Origin of the sequence: Halobacillus sp. Marseille-P3879, assembly GCF_900240285.1 — a bacterium.
GTDB lineage: Bacteria > Bacillota > Bacilli > Bacillales > Halobacillaceae > Halobacillus_A.
In genome coordinates, this window is sequence record NZ_OESS01000003.1 from 259,164 (window position 1) to 276,146 (window position 16,983).

15 protein-coding genes are annotated in these 16,983 nt (G+C 39.9%); 11 read left to right on the forward strand and 4 right to left on the reverse strand.

From position 1 onward, the window contains the following. Window positions 1-271 precede the first annotated feature (271 nt). The 5 genes from bioW (at window position 272) to C1A12_RS15810 (ending at window position 5,009) form a co-directional block, all read left to right on the forward strand. Window positions 272-1,051: a 6-carboxyhexanoate--CoA ligase gene (bioW, locus tag C1A12_RS15790; RefSeq protein ID WP_101845335.1), complete on the forward strand. Its 780-nt coding sequence runs from the start codon at window positions 272-274 to the stop codon at window positions 1,049-1,051. After that, entirely contained in the window at window positions 1,038-2,402 is a 1,365-nt protein-coding gene (gene bioA / locus C1A12_RS15795) for an adenosylmethionine--8-amino-7-oxononanoate transaminase (RefSeq protein WP_101845336.1), read from the forward strand. Before bioW ends, bioA begins: the two co-directional genes overlap by 14 nt. After that, on the forward strand, window positions 2,383-3,561 hold the full coding sequence (gene bioF, locus C1A12_RS15800) for an 8-amino-7-oxononanoate synthase (RefSeq protein ID WP_235001635.1): 1,179 nt from the start codon (window positions 2,383-2,385) through the stop codon (window positions 3,559-3,561). Before bioA ends, bioF begins: the two co-directional genes overlap by 20 nt. After that, window positions 3,562-4,248, forward strand: a complete 687-nt coding sequence (gene bioD / locus C1A12_RS15805; protein ID WP_101845338.1) for a dethiobiotin synthase — start codon at window positions 3,562-3,564, stop codon at window positions 4,246-4,248. Window positions 4,249-4,463: 215 nt separating this feature from the next. After that, window positions 4,464-5,009 carry a CotY/CotZ family spore coat protein gene (locus C1A12_RS15810; protein WP_101845340.1) on the forward strand — a complete coding sequence of 182 codons (546 nt, stop codon included), beginning with the start codon at window positions 4,464-4,466 and terminating at the stop codon, window positions 5,007-5,009. 253 nt (window positions 5,010-5,262) lie between these two features. Here C1A12_RS15810 and C1A12_RS21145 read toward each other — a convergent pair whose 3' ends face one another. Continuing rightward, window positions 5,263-5,418 carry a hypothetical protein gene (locus tag C1A12_RS21145; RefSeq protein ID WP_159462213.1) on the reverse strand — a complete coding sequence of 52 codons (156 nt, stop codon included), beginning with the start codon at window positions 5,416-5,418 and terminating at the stop codon, window positions 5,263-5,265. A gap of 59 nt (window positions 5,419-5,477) precedes the next feature. Beyond that, window positions 5,478-6,740, reverse strand: coding sequence for a tetratricopeptide repeat protein (locus C1A12_RS15815; RefSeq protein ID WP_101845341.1), 1,263 nt, complete (start codon window positions 6,738-6,740; stop codon window positions 5,478-5,480). A gap of 182 nt (window positions 6,741-6,922) precedes the next feature. Between C1A12_RS15815 and C1A12_RS15820 the strand changes: the two genes are divergently transcribed. Then, window positions 6,923-7,777, forward strand: a complete 855-nt coding sequence (locus tag C1A12_RS15820; RefSeq protein ID WP_101845343.1) for a hypothetical protein — start codon at window positions 6,923-6,925, stop codon at window positions 7,775-7,777. A gap of 70 nt (window positions 7,778-7,847) precedes the next feature. Next, on the forward strand, window positions 7,848-8,168 hold the full coding sequence (locus C1A12_RS15825) for a hypothetical protein (protein ID WP_101845345.1): 321 nt from the start codon (window positions 7,848-7,850) through the stop codon (window positions 8,166-8,168). 177 nt (window positions 8,169-8,345) lie between these two features. On the opposite strand, the gene ppdK is transcribed toward C1A12_RS15825, so the two are convergent. Beyond that, window positions 8,346-11,021: a pyruvate, phosphate dikinase gene (gene ppdK, locus C1A12_RS15830; RefSeq protein ID WP_101845347.1), complete on the reverse strand. Its 2,676-nt coding sequence runs from the start codon at window positions 11,019-11,021 to the stop codon at window positions 8,346-8,348. Further along, the gene (locus C1A12_RS15835; RefSeq protein WP_101845349.1) at window positions 11,021-11,839 is read right to left on the reverse strand and encodes a pyruvate, water dikinase regulatory protein; all 819 of its coding nucleotides are present in this window, start codon (window positions 11,837-11,839) and stop codon (window positions 11,021-11,023) included. Before C1A12_RS15835 ends, ppdK begins: the two co-directional genes overlap by 1 nt. Window positions 11,840-12,419: 580 nt before the next feature. Here C1A12_RS15835 and C1A12_RS15840 point away from each other — a divergent pair. The 4 genes from C1A12_RS15840 to C1A12_RS15855 all read left to right on the forward strand — a co-directional run bounded on the left by C1A12_RS15840 (window position 12,420) and on the right by C1A12_RS15855 (window position 16,947). Next, complete coding sequence (locus C1A12_RS15840) at window positions 12,420-13,220, forward strand: TrmB family transcriptional regulator (protein ID WP_101845351.1); 801 nt, start codon at window positions 12,420-12,422, stop codon at window positions 13,218-13,220. A gap of 79 nt (window positions 13,221-13,299) precedes the next feature. After that, the gene (locus C1A12_RS15845) at window positions 13,300-14,145 is read left to right on the forward strand and encodes a 3-keto-5-aminohexanoate cleavage protein (protein WP_101845353.1); all 846 of its coding nucleotides are present in this window, start codon (window positions 13,300-13,302) and stop codon (window positions 14,143-14,145) included. Continuing rightward, window positions 14,142-15,188, forward strand: coding sequence for a ketopantoate reductase family protein (locus C1A12_RS15850; RefSeq protein ID WP_101845355.1), 1,047 nt, complete (start codon window positions 14,142-14,144; stop codon window positions 15,186-15,188). Before C1A12_RS15845 ends, C1A12_RS15850 begins: the two co-directional genes overlap by 4 nt. A 199-nt stretch (window positions 15,189-15,387) precedes the next feature. After that, entirely contained in the window at window positions 15,388-16,947 is a 1,560-nt protein-coding gene (locus C1A12_RS15855; protein WP_101845357.1) for a sodium:solute symporter, read from the forward strand. The last annotated feature ends 36 nt before the right edge of the window (window positions 16,948-16,983 follow it).

Sequence of the window (16,983 nt, forward strand, 5' to 3'; positions counted from 1 at the left end):
GTCAACTCATAAAAAATGAAGTTAACATAAGTGGCGAGACATATTCTGCACCCAATCTTCCAGTTGCAAAATAATGATCAGCAATACAACTTTGCTATAATCCAGTCTTGTTCCCTAATTTTGGAATACCACACGATATATTCTAGGAAATTCAGCCTTCTTGAAAAATTGAATGAAAAATGTAAACTTGTAATTATGTAGGTTAACATTTATTGCGAATGGAGAAACTTTTAATTTATGTATTTTCATTTGGAGGAGGTTAATAGAATCTATGCACGATAGTGACTTATACAGCATAAGAATGAGAGCTGCACTAGGCGGACCCCATGAAGATGGGGGAAAGCATATATCAGGAGGGGAACACCTTTCTACAAAATCTGAGATGCAAATAAAAGCACTCGAACTTATGGATAAGGCCTATGCCCATTCACGAGGTGAACCAACTTTCTTCCAACTGACGATTGATAAGGTAGAAGAGGATGGACAAACGATCAAGCCGCTACCTGTCTCTACCTTTGATTCGACCGATGCAGCACAGGGGAAAAGAATAGCATGCTCTCTCCTTGCCGATCACGGAATATCAGAAGAAGTCATCAAAAAAGCTATGAACCTATTAGAAAGCAGCAATGAAACCAGCGGAGCTCTGATTATCAATGCAAAAACTGGAGAGCGTCTTGATGATAGGAAGGAAAAGGGCATTCGCGTTTCCCGCCTGGAATGGAAACAAGAGAATTTTGAAAAATGGTGTAAGCAAAAAGGGCTGGCAGCAAACCAACGGATGAAGGAGGCCCTGACTCTGGCAACAAAGGTTTGTGCCCACCCATTAACCATAGCAGAGCTGTGCTGGAGTGATGATCCTGATTATATTACAGGGTACGTTGCTAGTGGTTTAAAAGGTTATCAGAGAATTACGAAGCTCAAGGAATATGGTGACGAAACGGGTGTACGTTTATTCTTCGTCAAGGGTGTCCGGCCGATTGATTCGTACATACACTATTTAAAGAAAATACCGGTTTTAATAGAAACGGAGGAGAATTATGAACTTAGTTGATAAAAGTAAAAAGTACTTGTGGCTGCCGTTTACACAAATGAAAGATTATGATGAAAACCCACTAATTATTGAAAGCGGAAAAGGAATAAAAGTGAGGGATATTAATGGAAAAGAATATTACGATGCTTTTTCTTCTGTATGGTTAAATGTACATGGCCATCGTAAGAAAGAGTTGGATGAGGCTATTCGCGAGCAATTAAATGAGATCGCACATTCCACCTTACTTGGAATGACGAATGTTCCCGCTACAGAACTGGCGGAAAAATTAGTCAAAATCGCTCCTGATTCCTTAAGCAGAGTCTTTTATTCGGACAGTGGGGCAGAAGCCGTTGAAATTGCTGTAAAGATGGCCTATCAATATTGGCAAAATATTGGTGAAACGAACAAACAGAAATTCATTTCGATAAAGAATGGATATCACGGGGATACAATAGGGGCAGTCAGTGTTGGTGCCATTGACATTTTTCATAAGGTCTATGGTCCTTTAATGTTTGAAGGGTTTAAAACAACGGTTCCTAATGTGTATCGATATCCTGCAGAGGATCCTGAAAAATGCCGTGATGAAGCTCTTGACTCTCTTGAATCGTTATTAAAGGAGCATCATCAGGAAATTGCGGGGTTAACCGTTGAATCGATGGTCCAGGGTGCCGGGGGGATGATTGTTATGCCAGATGGTTATTTAGCCGGCGTACGGGAGCTGTGCACTAAATATAATGTTCTTATGATAATTGATGAAGTAGCTACCGGATTTGGGCGTACCGGGAAGATGTTTGCCTGCGAACATGAAGGTGTTGAACCTGATCTCATGGCAGCAGGGAAAGGAATTACTGGGGGTTACCTGCCTATTGCAATTACATATACAACTGAAGAAATTTATGAGGCATTTTATGATGACTACACCAATCTGAAGACTTTTTTTCACGGGCATTCCTATACCGGCAATCAGCTTGGCTGTGCAGCAGCATTGGCCAATCTCAAATTATTTGAGAAGGAGCATACCCCTCAACAGGTAGCTGAAAAGTCTAAGTATTTACATAAGTTATTTGAAGAAATGATTGACCTTCCTCATATCGGAGACATCCGTCAGCTTGGGTTTATGTGCGGGATTGAGCTTGTATACGACAAAAAAACAAAAGAGCCTTTTCCTTTCGAAAGAAGAACAGCCTATAAAGCATCATTAAAGATGCGGGAATTAGGTCTTTTAACAAGACCCACCGGAGATGTAGTCGTTTTTATGCCGCCTCTAGCGAGTACTGATGAAGATTTAAGGGAAATGGTTCAGATTATGAGAGAAGCTATTGATAGTGTTACAACAGAGGAGGCGCTTCAGGTTGCTGCGACAAACTCCTGATTGGCTCGCACAGGAAGTAGAAACGATTAAGAACCAGGGACTATACAGACAGCTTCGAACCATCTCTCCCTCTCAGACATCAGGGAAATCTTACATAGATGGAATGAAGAGTATAGTAGCTTCTTCTAACAATTACTTAGGTTTAGCAGAAGATCAAAGACTGACCGATGAAGCTGTGAAGATTATGAAAGAGTATGGGGTCGGAAGCACAGGCTCGAGACTGACCACCGGTAATACAATCTGGCACGAGAAGTTGGAGCAACGTATTGCTGAATTTAAAAAGGATGAAGCTGCACTCGTCTTCTCAAGTGGATATCTTGCTAATATTGGGGTGATTTCCAGCCTGGCAGGGGAAGGGGATATGATCTTAAGCGACCAGCTAAATCACGCAAGTATTATTGATGGGTGCAGGCTCAGCAAGGCGAAGACAAGTATTTACCGTCATATAAATATGGAAGATTTAAGAGAAAAATTAATGCATAGTCAGCACTATAGACGGAGGTTTATCGTAACAGATGGGGTGTTCAGTATGGATGGGGACATTGCTCCATTGCGTGAGATTAAAACCTTAGCACACATTTATAACGCTTATGTCATTGTAGATGATGCTCATTCCACAGGGGTTTTAGGTGAAAACGGCAGAGGGACAGGTGATCACTTTGACGTAGCTGTAGACGTAACGATAGGAACATTTAGTAAATCCATCGGTACCGAAGGAGGGTTTGTCTCTGGGTCAAGGTCGCTGATTGACTATTTAAGGAATCGGGCAAGATCATACATTTTTCAAACAGCCCTTCCGCCGAGCATAATGGCAGCAACCATTAAGGCTATTGATATTATCGAAAGCAGTCCGCAGCTCCAGGTTCATTTGCAACACTTAAGTCGCTCCATTCGAAATGAATTCCTCGATTATGGCTTTAATGTTAGAGGGGAGCAAACTCCTATTTTACCTATTGTTATTGGGGATACTGAACAAGCAATGGCTTTTTCTAGAGAACTCGAAAAAAATGGAGTATTTGCTCCGGCCATTCGGCCTCCAAGTGTTCCGCAAAGAGAAAGTCGGATTCGAATGACGGTCATGGCGACACATACTGAAGAAGATATTCAGCAAATCTGTAAGGCCTTTTATAAGGTTGGAAAACAACTCGAGGTGATTTAATTGGCTCAAGGAATTTTTGTTACAGGTACGGACACAGGAATCGGAAAAACGTTTGTAGCAGCGGGAATAGCGGCGGCGTTGTCAAAAAAAGGGGTGGATGTCGGTGTTTTTAAGCCGATGTTAAGCGGTGACAAACGAGAAGATCCTCAAAGTGACACGATGATCTTAAAATCCATGTCTGGTGATCCTTCCCCACCATCGGATATCACCCCCTTTCAGTTCGATGAACCATTAGCACCCTATCTCGCTGCTAAACGTCAAAATATTTCAGTTAAACAATCAGATGTGATAAATACCTGGAATCATATCAAGCATCGCCATTCCTTTAATATTGTAGAAGGAGCAGGCGGCATTGCAGTACCTTACGGAGAAGACTTTCTCGTCAGTGACATTATGAAGGATATAAATCTACCGGTGCTTATAGTAGCCGGCCCAAATCTAGGTACAGTTAACCACACTTTTCTGACAGTAGACTATGCGCGTAGATGCGGATTAAATGTGATCGGTGTGATCATAAATGGGTTTAACTCCACAAAATTAGAAGTGGCTGAACATACCAATCCTGAACTGATTGAGCAATTCTGCAAGGTACCGGTGCTCGGAATCATTCCGCAAACTGAAAAAAAAGACAAGAAGACGATTGTTGAGTTATTCCAATCTACAATAAATTTATCACTTTTAATATAGACAGAGATTGGGTGTTAAAAAGTTTCTCGGCTGTCCTGTTTTAACAATCAACGCTATATTACGTGTCGGCCCAAGTAGTGGGAAGAAAAATGTATGGCTGTTTTACACTGATACAGCACGAATAACGCTTTTCAAAAATAGGCATTCATGCAACCATTAATTCCTCTTAACCATACACTATGAATTATCTGGTTAATGAAGGAGACTAATTTATAATGAGTTGTGGAAAAGGAAAAGGTTTTGACGCATGTGTTTGTGAGACTGTTCGCAAGATTGTCCGAGCTCAAGATGAAGTCGCAGATGGTTGTTTCACAGGGTGTGCGGAATCAATAAGAGACTTAGTATCCCCAACATCAAATGACAATGGTCCTGCGACTAGTATTCCATTCGCCCTTTATTGTAAGGGTGACTGTTCTCCATTTATAGGAAGCGGGATTTTCAGTTCTCCACTTGGGGATTCAGGTATGAGTGCTTTACGTTGCGTGAAAACGCCTATCTTCCGGGCGAAAAAATTTGTGGATGAAGAGGAGTGCTGTGTTCAGTTAGAATTACTTCTGCCAGTTACTATGGGAGGGTCTACACCTGGACCAAGTGGAAAAGGGAAGCAAATATGCGATTACTTCCCGGGTAATAGTATAAGAAATTTACAAGCAACGGGGATCTGCATAACGGTTGATTTGGATTGCTTCTGTGGTATCGTTTGTTTGGATCCTGTCACCCCTCTGCCTGCCTCAGAATTTAATATGGATGACGAGGATTGAGGACTATACTGAAGGGTGAGCGAATGTGATACCAATACTGCAAAATGGGCCGATACCTAAAGAAATGGCGCGATTCATTGCGCCCTTCTTATGAAATTCCAGGCCGTCCTCTCCATAGTTGGTGAACAAGAAATATTCTGAATAACCTTCGAAAACTACTGTTAATCATACAGTTGATACTGCTGATCGGATGAAATAAAAGCTGGACTCTTCTTGACGTCCAGCTTTTTTCAATTCATAAAACTCCCATAAGTTAATTAGGATCCATAATCTCATCGTCAAGCGGCTGAATTAACTCATTAGGGTCCTCTTCCTCAATAGCTTCGTTCGAATTGGCATCAGCATTTACTACAGCCATATTTCCTAATAATGTGATACTAAGGCATCCTGTAATAAACAATTTCTTCATGGTATCCCTCTCCTTTTCTATAAGTAAAAACATCCATATCTTACCATATAAGTGTCAGATTATAAATTGTTCGTGTGTTCACTTATTTCTAAAGCTCGTTTAAGGTAATAAGTCGCTTTCTTATAGGAGCCATTATTTTCGTAATAGTTTGCGATTATCTTTGTATAGTTGATTAACTGACGATATTCTTTCTTTGTTTGCAAGAAAGGATAAAATTCATTCGTTACATACCCTTCCCATTCATTTTGAGGCTTTGAGAGAAAGAATAAGAAAAACAAAAATTCTTTCACTTGGATTGTCTCACGTGAAAGCTGGTCCGGGAGGTGGCTGTACTCTTTTAATAAGCACTGAATTTCTTTTGTATAATCCATTTCATAGTAAATGTTCAAAAGCATATTTAAAGAGGTTAAGAAGCGAATGTTATTGTTCTTTTTATGCTTCATTGCGTCTTTTAAGAGATTAACTGCTTCTTTTTTATTATTCATACGAAAATTGGTGGTGGCAATATTGTGTTCGATGATTCCTATCTCTACATCCTGGTGGAGAAGTTCTGCCAGCTCTTTAGCTTGTTCATAGTTAGATAATGCAGATGGAAAATCTCGAGCTCGACTGTAACAAGATCCGAGCAGCACATGGATTTTTAGACATGGTTTCGTTTTATACCTTGATTGGAATATCTGTAATGCAGAATTTGCATATGAAAGGCAAAGTGACTCCTTATTTGTTTTAAATAATGCACTGGCATATAAAAGGTGCAAATCCGCGAGCTCTAATTTTTCCAGGTGTACTTCCGTAAAGTCGAGCGCAGCTTTAGCGAAATGAGTTTCCGCTTTCTCAAAATTTTCTGCGTAGAATTCATAATTTCCCACATGTTTGTGGTAAAAAAATCGGTTCCTGCTGGTCAATCGTTCATAGAAATCATCGAGAAAAACTATACAATCATTGACTTTAGATAATTCTTTCTGAAGGATAAACAGACGGATCGATTTGATATGATATTCAAGTTGCAGCTGAATCTCAACCATGTCGGTTACAAGAGGAGAGAGCTTTATGTAAATCTGATGAGATTTTTTACGTTCATTATGAAGGAGCGGCTTCTCCCATTCCTGCAATAACTGTTTGATTGTTTTCGTGTTGCTCGTCTGTTTTCTATAATCTACCCCTACTTTTTGAAAAAGGAGTTTGAGAGTTTCTTCATCCGCCTCTGTCTTATCATTTTCAATTCTTGAAAGATAAGAAGGCGAAACCACAGAATCAGCCAATTCTTCCTGACTCATTCCCAGTTCTTTTCTGCGTTGTCTAAGAATCTTCCCATTCCTCATAGAATTCGACTCCTTCTATAAAACTTGCGCAAGTTTCTTCGTGAAATTTATAAAATTAAGAGAGATCATAGTAAAACATGCGAAATACAAATATTAGTAAAGTGATGATACCATGAATTATTAATAGGAGGAAGGGAGGGTGGGCTTTAAAACCATACTAAAACTAAAAGGAGGATTTTTTAATGAAGAAATACTTTATTAGGACTTTTGTATTAATATTAGGTCTTGTAGGCTTCACATTATTTTCCGGAGGAACTCTATTCGCAGAAGAGGATTCTGAAGAAAAGGAAGTGTCAGAGTCTACACTAAATGAATGGTTAAAGGAATCAGGAGCTCCTTCTCAAGTGATAGAACGTTGGAGTTATGACCAAAAGCTTTCTTTATATGAAGAAGGAGATGAAGTGGAATATGTCACTTCAGAAGTTGTAGATCTTTATAAAAATGAAGATGGGGAGTTTCTAACACTCAATGAACTTAAAGAAGAGCAGGAAACCGACGGAGACTTCTCGACAATGGCAACAATACCGGAAAGTGATTTAAAAGTATCCCACGATATTTGGAGAACTTACGACGGCTCTTCGGAAGAAAGATATACTTTCTATGCAAACTATGAATGGCAGACTACTTCGACACGTTCCTTCTTTAATGGAAGTGTGGAAAATGATAAAGTAGGTATAGCATTACCTTCCGGATGGGATATCGTTGCAGGAAGTGACGAATGTAAGGAGTTCCAAAGTGGAATAGGACCGGGTATGGGGAACGGAACCTCTCAACATGGCAATTGTAATGGTGGTTTATATGATGCGAACTTCTATGGATATGCTTGGAGCTTAACTGGTGACGATGACGTATGGCATTCAGGATGGGTAAGCCTTAAAGCTGCGAGGACGTCAAGTTCAGCTAATATAGAAGCAATTAGTCAATACGCTCAAGCAGCTGGCACTAGTACCTCCTTTGGTGTTAATTGGGGACCACTATCCCTATCATTTACATCGTCTAGTGACATAGACAAAAGGACTTGGCACACAGAAAAATAATATACTGTGCTATTACATAGAATAAGAGCGATTCCCCATCCTAAGTAACTTTAAAGTAGGGTTGAGCAGAATGAAAAAAAAGACTCTTGTGTTAGTATCTTTTCTTACTATTACCATCATAGCTTTTTTTGTAATAGGGGACGGAAATGCTGAGAACACAAGCTATGAGCATACTTCTTCGATGATAGTAATTACGGATAAGTTTGTTGAAGAAGGTAAATTTTATATTGAAGCTTATGATCCTAATAGTAGTACACGTGAAGAAAAAACAATGGAAGTGGAATCTGAAGATGTATACTATTTACTTGAGCTAAACAAGGAGTATTTAAGCACCTATACCTTGATGGCTGATAAAAAAATCAGAGTAGATGAAATAAAATTACCTGAATAACTTTTTAGGAAGCAGTGGAGTACTGCTTCCTTTTTTATTGTGAAGGAAGGTTAATTTAGAAGATTGATAGGCTATTATAAAAGGACTGGCCGTATTTTAAAGAATGGTGTGCACTTCTCTTTATGATAAAAAAAGAACCCTAAACAAAATTGGAGATTTGTTTAGGGTTTTCTTCTCTTAATTAAGTTGAGGTTCTTTTAGGCTATTCCTTTGTTCGTTGCGAATAGTAGCCTGGGCTGCTGCCAGTCGTGCAGCAGGCACGCGGAAAGGGGAGCAGCTTACATAATCGATTCCTGAATCATAGCAAAATTGGATCGATTCTTTTTCTCCACCATGTTCCCCGCAAATCCCTGTTTTCAGTGAAGGTTTTGTTTCTCTTCCCAGTTTGACCCCGCTTTCTACTAGTTTTCCTACGCCATCCTGATCCAGCGAAACAAATGGATTTTGCAGAAGCACGTCATTTTCAACATAATGCTGCAGGAATTTGCCTTCTGCATCGTCACGGCTGAAGCCAAAAGCAGTCTGCGTTAAATCGTTGGTTCCAAAAGAGAAAAAGTCTGCCTCCTGTGCAATTTGATCGGCTGTAAGGGCAGCGCGCGGCGTTTCAATCATCGTTCCAATAAGGTAGTCAAACGCTTGTCCTTTCTCTTTTTGAATCTGATCACCGGCATGGATGACCAACTGGCGCATTTCTTTAAGCTCATTTACATGGCTCACCAAAGGAATCATGATTTCGGGATGAACGTTGATTCCTTTTTTCATAATGTTGGACATGGCATAAAAAATGGCTTTTGCCTGCATTTCATAGATTTCTGGATGCATCATTCCGAGGCGGCACCCACGATGGCCTAACATGGGATTCGATTCCTCTAATAGTCTAACTTTACGTAAGAGATTTTGCTTTTCTTGTAATTCATGTGAGTCCGAATTTGTCATTTGCAGCTTTGTTACATCAACCAACAGTTCTTCTTTATCCGGCAAAAACTCATGGAGGGGCGGGTCTAATAACCGAACAGTAATCGGATGTCCCTGCATCGTTTCGAAGATTTTCTCAAAATCCTGCTGCTGCATAGGCAGGAGCTGATCGAGAGCCTCTTTACGTTCCTCCCTGGTTTCAGAAAGGATCATACTTTGCACCGTTGGGATACGAGAGGGATCCATAAACATATGCTCTGTGCGGCAAAGTCCAATTCCTCCTGCTCCAAATTCCAGAGCTTTCGCAGCGTCTTCTGGGTTATCAGCATTTGCTCTTACATCCATCTTAGTCTCTTCATCTGCCCAGCTAAGCAGCAGTTGAAATTCGTCTGAAAGTTGTGGTTCGATCATTGGAATTTTACCGAGGAAGATTTCTCCTGTAGACCCATCAATCGTAATTGTATCTCCATGGTTGACAGTCGTAGATCCTGCAATAAACTGTTTTGATTCTAAATTTATTTTTACGGCTTCACAACCGCATATGCATGCTTTTCCCATACCTCTAGCAACAACGGCGGCATGGCTTGTCATTCCTCCGCGGCTTGTAACAGTTGCCTGGGCTGCCACGATGCCGTGAATATCGTCAGGTGTGGTTTCAGGGCGGACAAGAATAACTTTCTTCCCGTTTTTTGATAGCTCTTCGGCTTCATCGGCATCAAAAACGACTTGCCCTGTGGCTGCGCCTGGAGAAGCTGGGAGACCTTTAGCGAACTGTGTTTCTTTATGGGCAGGATCGATCCGGTGATGAAGCAGCTGGTCAAGCTGGTCAGGATCTACTCGTAAAAGAGCTTCTCGTTTATTCATAATGTTTTCTTTTACTAATTCAACAGCAATTCGAATGGCAGCCTGGGCGGTGCGTTTTCCATTTCGCGTTTGGAGAATAAATAATTTTCCGCTTTCTACTGTAAATTCAATGTCCTGCATATCCTGATAATGACTTTCTAAAAGCTGGCACGTATCAATCAATTGTTGATAGACGTCCGGCATATCTTCTTGAAGCGCAGCAATTGGCTGCGGTGTCCGAATTCCTGCCACCACATCTTCTCCTTGAGCATTAATTAAATATTCTCCATAAAGTTTAGACTCGCCGGTAGATGGTTTGCGAGTGAAAGCAACTCCCGTACCCGAGTCATCCCCCATATTTCCAAATACCATGCTCTGAATATTGACAGCAGTACCAAGGTGGCCTGGTATCTGGTGAAGACGCCGGTACAACACAGCTCTTTGGTTATTCCAGGAATCAAAGACAGCATTGATGGTAAGGAATAATTGTTCTTTAGGGTCTTCAGGAAATCTTCGTTTCGCTTGATTCAGTACAATCTCTTTGAATTCCTGGATCACTTGCTTCCATTCCTCAGCTGTTATTTCTGTATCGGAATGGTAGCCCTTTTCTTCGCGGATATATTCTAATCGTTGTTCGAAATGGTGGTTATCGACATCCAGGACGACATCGCTGAACATTTGAATAAATCTGCGGTAGGAATCATAAGCAAACCGCGGATTGTTTGTAAGCTCTGCCATTCCTTTTACAGTTTCATCATTCATTCCGAGATTCAATACCGTATCCATCATTCCGGGCATGGAATGGACGGCACCTGAGCGCACGGAAACGAGAAGTGGATTGGATGGATTACCTAACTGTTTGCCTGTTTTTTTCTCAAGGGCCTGCAGTGCTTCCAGTACTTGAAATTCGGCTTCTGCCGGAATTACCTGGCCTGCATCGTAATAGGAATTACAAGCTGCCGTAGTAATTGTAAAACCATAAGGAACGGGCAAACCGATACGTGTCATTTCGGCTAGATTGGCACCCTTCCCACCTAAAAGTTCCTTCTTTCCGCTGCCGGATTGATCAAACATGAAAACAAATTTCTTATCCATTATGCAAAACTCCCCCTTTTGTTAAACATCGCTAAGATGACATCAGCTGTCTCTTCGATGGCCTTATTGGATACGTCAATGATAGGACAGCCGATTTTTTTCATAATTTGTTCAGCATGGTCTAGTTCTGTAAGGATTCTGTCTAATGAAGCATAATTCGCTGGAGTCGTTAACCCCAGACTTTTTAATCGTTCTTTGCGGATGCTGTTTAATTTTTCAGGTGTAATGATTAAGCCAACACATTTTTTTCTTGGAATTGTAAAAAGCTCTTGAGGAGGTGGGATTTCCGGGATGAGAGGAACATTGGCTACTTTGAATTTTTTATTGGCTAAATACATGGAAAGAGGGGTCTTTGATGTTCGGGAAACTCCTACGATGACAATGTCTGCTTGTTTTAACCCCCGTGCTTCCTGTCCATCATCATATTTCACGGCGAATTCAATCGCTTCCACCCTTTTGAAATAGTTCTCGTCCAGTTTTCTCATTTGTCCCGGCTGGTGATTGGGTTCGATGTTAAATTTTTGAGTGAACGCATCCAACAGTGGGTGCATCAAATCAACCGCAGTAATTCCCTCTTCCTCAGCTCTTTGATCAAGATATTGCTTTAACGATGGAAGAACGATGGTGTAAGCAATAATGGAGTGAGTATACTTCGACACAGTGATGACATTATTAATGTCCTGCTGGTTCTCTACATAGGAAAAATGCTTAATCTCAACATCCTGCCCAAGAAATTGACTCATCACAGCTTTAACCATCATGTCAGCTGTTTCCCCGACTGAATCTGATACGACATATACAACTTCTTTATTTGACACTATTAATCTCCCTATTCTTTAAGTAATAAAAGCTGCCGTATGGAACGGCAGGTATAAGTACACGTGTAATCAAATTACTATGGATCGCCTCCCTTTATGGATTTGCTCTGCTAAATTAATATGACATACTATTAATCTGATTTATTTTAATGTGTCATACTTTTTGATTGAATAGTATAGTATCATTATTTGAGGATTGTTACAACAGAAAGATAGTTTTATTTGAAGAAATTTTTTCGGTTTTCAATAGGAAATAAGAAGAGGTTTAATAATATCGGAGATCCTTTGGATGTAGAATGTAGGAGCCAATAGGTTTATATAGAAGTATGAGTTATTGGATAGAAATAGTATAGATTTCTGTTTGTATGAAGCGAGTTTTAATCATTTCGCTAAGAGCTGCAGCCTATTGAGGCAGCAGCTCTTATCATTTACATCCACATTAGGGTAGAGGGGGATTACGTCCTTAGAGGGAATAGAATGACTTAGAATTTTCAAAATATATTGACAAGTTAACTACCTGAGTAGTAAAGTTGTACGTAATAATTATACTACCTTTGTAGTAAAAAAAGAGGGATTAAGCATGGAAGAAATTATAAGCACTCTAAAAGAATTTGGAATGACAGAATATGAGGCAAAAATTTACATAACTCTTTTAAGCCATCAACCATCTAACGGAAATACAATTGCAAAATTATCTGGAGTACCAGCTCCAAAAGTATATGGGGTCTTACAAAAAATGAAAGAACATGGTTTGGTATTCACTGTGTCTGGAGGAGATAACGGAAAAAAAGTCCGTTACAGCCCTCTCCCTTATAAAGATCTATTGAAATCAAAGAAGGATACATTCATGGAGCACCTGGATTTTCTTGATCAATCACTTGAAGAGGTTTCTTCACGTAGTGACGTAGAATGGTCGGAATTGTTTCTGATAGAGGGGTATTCATCTTCAATGGAAGTAGTGCAAACAGCCATTACAGAATGTGAATCTCAAGTGATTATAAGCTGTTGGAAAAGAGAGTTTGATCTGTTGAAAGAATTTCTTCTCAAGACACATCAACGCGGTGTAAAAGTAGTTACCTTGATTTTTGATGACGAGCCGGAAGAACTCCCCTGGAATAGTTTTACCCATTATAAAGAAGGGGTAGCTCTAGGTCGGCATAGGGGAGAATTGTCCATTGTAGTGGATGATAAAAAAGCAATTTTGCTTCAATCCTTAGAGGAGTCTCCGCATTCAGTCGTTTCAAGCCACCCCGTAATGGTTTCTACAACTAGAAATTATATTAGACATGATATTTACGTAAATAGGATGATTAATGACTTCGAGGAGCCTATTACTGAATATTACGGGAAAAGTCTGGAAAATCTTATTAACGATTTTTAGGATCATAACAAAGGTTGAAATTTTTAATTTTTTGAAAGCGTTTGTAATTTATTTAAAAAGATATAGGGAGGAATTTTAAATGGAAAAATTAATAATCACAGTGGCTCCTACAGGGGCACAGACCACACGGGAACATAATCCGCATGTGCCTTTATCACCAAAAGAAATAGCAGATTCTATCTATGAATCATGGAAAGCCGGGGCTGCGATTGGTCATGTACATGTAAGGGATGTAATGGGAGAAAATACAATGGATCTGGATGTTTACCAGGAAGTAATTGATCGTGTTAGAGAAAAATGTGACATTATCTTAAATTTAACTACGGCTGGTGGATTAGAAACGACCGAAGAAGAAAGGCTTCGTGTATGTGAACTCAATCCAGAAATGGCCACTTTTGATGCGGGATCTATGAATTTTGGTTCAGGTGTGTTTTATAATACTCCAACCTTTTTAGAAAAGCTTGCCTCTGAAACCCAAAAACGAAACATAAGGCCTGAAATTGAAGCTTTTGATGTAGGTATGATTGATAATGCTTTGCGTATCGCGAAGAAAGGACTTATGGATGCTCCTTACCATTTTCAGTTTGTTCTAGGGGTGGCTGGAGGTATGCCTGCAACACCAAAAAACTTGATGCATATGGTTGAGAGCATTCCTGAGGGGTCTACTTGGTCAGCAATTGGAGCAAGCAAGCATCAATTAACGATAAATACAATGAGTATTTTATTAGGCGGGCACGTCCGAGTAGGGATGGAGGATAGTGTATATTTTCGTAAGGGTGAATTAGCCAGAACAAATGCTCAATTTGTCACTCGTATTGTTGAATTAGCAGAGACTTTAGGGAGAGAAGTAGCTACACCAGATGAAGCGAGACAGATCTTAAAGCTGCAGACGAATAACATGGACAGGGTAGGAGGAAGAGTATGAAAATCGCAGTACTGGGTGCAGGATCCTTAGGAATAATCGTCGGTTCTTTAATAAAGAGGGGTGGTTACGATGTAGATTTAATTGATGTGAATCAAGAAAATATAGATGCATTAAATCAAGAAGGAGCGAAAATTACGGGTTTTTTAGACGTAACGATTCCTGTTACAGCAAAACACCCGAAAGACTTCGATGAAAAATATGATCTTGTCTTTTTACTTACGAAGCAGGTTTTCACAGAAGCTTCCTTACAACCTATTCTTCCATTTCTTCATAAGGAGAGCATCGTTTGTACACTTCAAAATGGTGTTCCTGAAGAAAAGGTGGCTTCTATTGTAGGAAGAAGCCGGACAATGGGTGGAACTGTGGGCTTTGGAGCTACTTGGGCGGGTCCTGGTGTTTCTAATCTGACCACAGAAGTCCGAACGATGAAGAAATATGCTTTTGACATTGGAGAAATCGATGGGGAAATAACGGATCGTATTGGAAGAGTCAAAGAAATATTAGATACAGTAGGCCACTGTGAAATCACTCCAAATATCCGCGGAGTGAGATGGTCAAAATTACTTATGAATACAACATTCAGCGGCATGTCTGCTGCTCTTGGCTGTAATTTTGGAGCTGTATTAAAAAGTTCCGATGCTATGAAAATTTTAGCTAATCTTGCTGATGAAACGATCAAGGTGGCTCATTCCCATCAAGTTAAACTAGAACTTATGCAAGGGAAAGATTTCGAATTTTTGGAACTGGAAAACCAGAGCGAGATTCCCGGTAAACTTGATTTTTACAATGAAGTCTGGGGACCGCATGCCAATCTGAAAGCAAGTATGCTGCAGGATTTGCAAAAAGGGAAGCCGACTGAAATTAACTATATTAATGGCCATGTAGTAAAAAAAGGAATACAGGCGAATGTACGGACCCCCTTTAATCAACTAGTATGTCAACTCGTCCAGGAAGCTGAAACGGAGAAGAGAGTGCCGGATTTTGAAGAAAATTTGGTTAAATTTAATAAGTTCTTAAACAAAAATGTAAACGCATTCAATTAAAGTCAATAAGCTTATGACCAAAAAATGAAGGTGGGGTAATGTAGATGATTATTGCCTTAATGACTTGGTTTGCTACTATTATTTTTTCATTGGTGCTCGGTACATATTTATGTTTTAGGATTGAAAAGCATGGAGTCAAACGTTGGGGCGCTACAGGAAGATTGTATCAATATAAGCAAAAGGGAGAGGAGTGACTGTTATGGTCTACTTAATCGTTCTTGGCTTTTATGTTGCTTTCGTTATATGGACCTCAATTAGAAGTCTAAGACATGCTGAATCTATGTCAGATTTTACTACCGGCGGCCACCGAATGGGACTATTATTAGGAATTGGCACAACTACAGCTACATGGGTGAGTGTTGCTTCTGTTATGGGCGTTCCCGGCTATCTCTATAGCAATGGAGTTTCAGCTATCATCGGATGGGTAGCTGGATGGTTTCTTGCCACAGCTCTTATGCCGATAGTAGCTTATAAAGTCAGAAGACCAGAAACCCCGGCTCGCACCTTCCCTGAGTATATTCATCTAAGGTTTGAACCCTTCAAAAAGGTAAGTCACTTAAGAACAATTGTAGGAGCTATCATGTTTATTGGATATTTTTTATTTGTTCATTTACAGGTAGTTGGTTTTGGTATTGTATTCTCCACGATTACTGGATTCGAATATCAGTATGCGATATTCGCATTTTTAATTTTTTTGCTTTTCACTAGCATAGGAGGATTTTGGTCGGTTGCAGCAACAGACACATTAAATACTACATTAATCGTTATTGGTGTCATTTTAGGTGGAGGTTCTGTGTTAGTGGCAACAGGAGGCTTCGGGAATATTATGGATACCATTTCCGTAACAACTCAACCTACAAACTTAGGTGGAAGTGAAATACCTGAAGGGTCAATGATATCTCCGGTTGGCACATTCGGTTTAGGGGCTTTGCTTGCTATTTTTATGTCTAACGCAGTAGGGTCTATTGTTTCTCCTCACTGGGTTACAAGAATGCTTGCTCCTAAAAATGTCAAAGTTGCTGTATTGCAAATCATGTGTTCACTTCTGGTATTAATCGCAATTTTTGTACCATTAATCATTATGGGCTTGGGTGCAAAGACTTTGATTCCTAGTTTACCTGCTGATCAGACTACTGATTATATCATCCCGTTAATCGTACAGGAGTACACACCGCCTTTAGTTGGTGCTCTAACATTAGTAGCATTATGTGCCGCTGCGGTCTCTTCAGCAAATTCAATGCTTTTACATTGTGCAACTTCTGTCTACTATGACGTTTATTTAAACATTTTTTCGAATAAGAAAATAAGCGAAAAGAAATTCAATATGAATCTTAGAATTGGGATGTTTGTCATTGCGGTCATTGCTGTGATTAGCGCAATTACGCCACCTTGGTTCTTAGCCATGGGCTTCACTTATGTTTATGGAGGCTTTGGAGCAGTGTTTTTTGCTGTCGTCATCCTGGGGCTGTATTGGAAGCGAATGAACAGAGCTGGAGCTTATGTATCGATGCTTGTTGGGTTTTTTTCGTATATTACCGCTCAATTGTCCAATGCCACCAACCCTTTCCTAATTGCTTTATCAGCTTCCCTAGTTTCTGTTTTCCTCGTTGTATTTTTCACCAAGAAATCACCAATTGAAGCATATGAGCCTTATTTTAAAGCAGAAATAAGTCAATCAACAAAACAAACAATTCTTAGTGTACAAAAAAATGAAACTGATCCAAGTGTCATGAGAGACGATTCAAAACTGGCAAAGTAAGTCGCATAATCATTATTTAATTATCTCTAGTTTCGA